The following is a 2,957-nucleotide window of genomic DNA, read 5'->3' as shown; positions in this document are numbered from 1 at the left end:
CGATGAACGTGCCCGGGGTCGACATCACGGTCACGCCGCCGGCCAGCGCCATGTGGCACTCGCCGTTGCGCAGCGCCTGCGCCGCCAGGTGCAGTGCCACCAGCGACGACGAGCACGCGGTGTCGATGGTCATGGCGGGCCCGGTGAACCCGAACGTGTACGAGATGCGCCCGGCGACCACGCTCGACGCCGTGCCGGTCATCAGGTAACCGTCGACGCCCTCCGGCGCCCGGGTCATCATCGAGGCGTAGTCGGTGCCGTTGCCGCCCGCGAACACGCCGATCTCGGTGCCGCGTACCGTCTCGGGGTCGATCCCGGCCCGCTCGAACGCCTCCCACGCGGTCTCCAGCAGCAGCCGCTGCTGCGGGTCCATGGCCAGCGCCTCGCGCGGCGAGATGCCGAAGAATCCGGCGTCGAACTCGGCCGCGCCGTAGAGGAAACCGCCGTCCCGCGCGTACGTCCGGCCGGCCGCGTCCGGATCGGGGTCGTAGAGCCCGTCCACGTCCCAGCCCCGGTCGGCCGGGAAGCCGCCGATGGCGTCGCGGCCCGCGACGACCAGGTCCCACAGATCCTCGGGCGAGGCGACGTCGCCGGGGAACCGGCAGGCCATGCCCACGATCGCGATCGGCTCGTCCGCGTCGCCGGCCTGCCGGAAGGTCACCGTCGCGGCGGGCGCGGCGCTGAACAGCTCCCCGCTCAGGAAGTGCGCGACCGCCTGCGGGTTCGGGTGGTCGAAGACCAGGGTCGCAGGCAGGGTGAGCCCGGTCGCGGCCGCGAGCCGGTTGCGCAGCTCCACCGCGGTCAGCGAGTTCAGGCCGAGTTCGGTGAAGGCCTGCCGGCCGCCGAGCTGGCCGGTGCCCGGGTAGCCGAGCACCAGGGCGACCTGGTCGAGGACGAGGTCGAGCAGCGCCCGGTCGCGGTCCTGCGGGCCCAAGCCGGCCAGCCGGCGGCGCAGCTCACCGCTCGCCGAGGTCCCGTCCGCGGGCTCCAGTTCCCGGACCTGGGGCAGGTCGGCGAGGAGTGGCCGGACCGGTGCGGGCACCGCCCCGGCCACGCGAGCCCAGTCGATGTCGGCGATCACCGCGCAGGCGGGTTCCTGCGCCGCGGCGTCGGCGAGGGCGAGCAGGGCCGGGTCGGCGGCCATGGGCCGGAACCCCGCCGCGGGCTCGACCTCGGCCCCGTCCCACAGTCCCCACGCGACGGAGACGGCGGGCAGGCCGTCCGCGCGGCGGCGCTGGGCGAGCGCGTCGGCGTGCAGCCGCAGTCCGGCGTGCGCGGCCTGGCCGGGGCCGCCGAACAGGGTCGTCGCCGAGGAGAGCAGCACGTAGGCGTCGAGGTCGCGGCCCCGGGTCAGCTCGTCGAGCAGCCACATCATGGCGGGGCCGGTGGCCGGGTCGTGGTTGACGTGCACGACGGCGGTCACCCGGCGCGTGGCGAGCACGGTCGCGGCGGCGTCGAGGTCCCCGGCGGCGACCGCCGCGACCTCGGCTCCGGCCGCTGCCAGCCAGCCCGTCAGCAGCGCGGCGGCGGGGGTCTCGGCCCCGGACAGCAGCACGGTGCCGCGCGGCGTCCAGGCCGGGCGGTTCCCGGCGGGTGCGGTGTGCAGCCGAAGTGTGTACACCCCGTCGGCGCGCAGCGCGTACTGCGTTTCGGTGGCGGTGGCGAGCAGGTCGACGAGCCGGAGCCAGCCGGGCTCGTCGAGGTCCGGGGCCAGGTCGACGATGCCCCGCCAGTGCGGCAGGTCCTGCCAGGCGAGTTCCTGCGCCTGCGCCCACAGCTGGAGCCCGGCGGGTTCGGGCCGCTCGGCACCGGTGACCGCGACCGCGCCGCGGCTCAGCGTCCAGGTGGCGGCCCGGGTCTCGGTGAGCGACGGCAGCGGTGACCGGCCGAGCAGGAGCACCCCGTCGGCCGTCGCGGTGACCGTGTCGGCGATCCTGGCGTCCGCGCCCCGGGCCGACAGCGCGCGGACCGCGTGCTGGGCCTCGGCGGCGAAGTCCTCGGCGGCGACGACGAGCCACTCTCCGGTGATCACGGACGGCGCGGGGGCGGGCTGCGGCTGCCATACGGTCTGGTAGCGCCACTGCGCCGCGGCGGCCTGGCCGAGGCGGCGGCGACGCCAGCCCGCGAGGGCGGGCAGGGCCGCGCCCAGCTCGGCACCGTCGAGGCCGACCAGGTCGGCGAGGGCGGACAGGTCTTCGCGTTCCACGATCTGCCAGAACTCGCGGTCGGCCGGGTCGGCGGCGGTGTGCCCGGCGGACTGCCCCGCCCAGAACCGCCGCCGCTGGAACGGGTAGGTGGGCAGGTCGATCCGCTGCGCGGCGGTGCCGGCGAAGTACGCGGACCAGTCGACGCCCGCGCCCCGGGTGTGGATCGCGGCCAGTGCGGTGAGCGCCGCCTGCGGTTCCGGGCGGTCGGCGCGCAGCAGCGGCACGGCGACCGCGTCGGGTGCGAGGTCGGGCACCAGTCCGGACAGGACGCCGTCGGGTCCGATCTCCAGCAGTGTGGTCACGCCCTCGCGAGCCAGCGCGCCTACCGCGTCGGCGAACAGGACCGGGCGGCGCACGTGCTCCACCCAGTACTCGGGCCGGCACAACTGCTCGGCGTCCACCAGGGCGCCGGTCACCGTGGACACGAACGGCAGCGCCGGCACGTTGAACCGCAGGCCCGACACGACCTGCGCGAACTCGGCCAGCATCGGCTCCATCAGCGGCGAGTGGAACGCGTGGCTGACCGACAGCCTGCGCCCCTTCACACCCAGCGCGGCGACGACCGTGTCCACGGCCTGCTCGGCACCGGAGACCACCACCGACGCCGGACCGTTCACCGCCGCGATACCCACCGCCGAATCTGCATCGCCGCCGGCGGCGCTGCCCGCCCGGCCCGCATGCCGGCCGGCCGGCCCGGCGATGGCCTGCTCGACCTGCTCGCGGGAGGCTCGCACCGCGACCATCGCACCG

The 2,957-nt window shown here is 76.2% G+C and carries 1 protein-coding gene; it reads right to left on the bottom strand.

Translation table 11 applies throughout. The features are described 5' to 3' along the window. A partial coding sequence (locus Cco03nite_RS41730) for a beta-ketoacyl synthase N-terminal-like domain-containing protein (protein WP_203699591.1) occupies positions 1 to 2,941 on the bottom strand: 2,941 nt, incomplete at its 3' end. Positions 2,942 to 2,957: the final 16 nt, after the last annotated feature.

Origin of the sequence: Catellatospora coxensis, from assembly GCF_016862635.1 — a bacterium.
Classification (GTDB): Bacteria; Actinomycetota; Actinomycetes; order Mycobacteriales; family Micromonosporaceae; genus Catellatospora; species Catellatospora coxensis.
The sequence above is the reverse complement of the archived record's forward strand: the minus strand, read 5'-3'. Positions and strand labels throughout refer to the sequence as shown.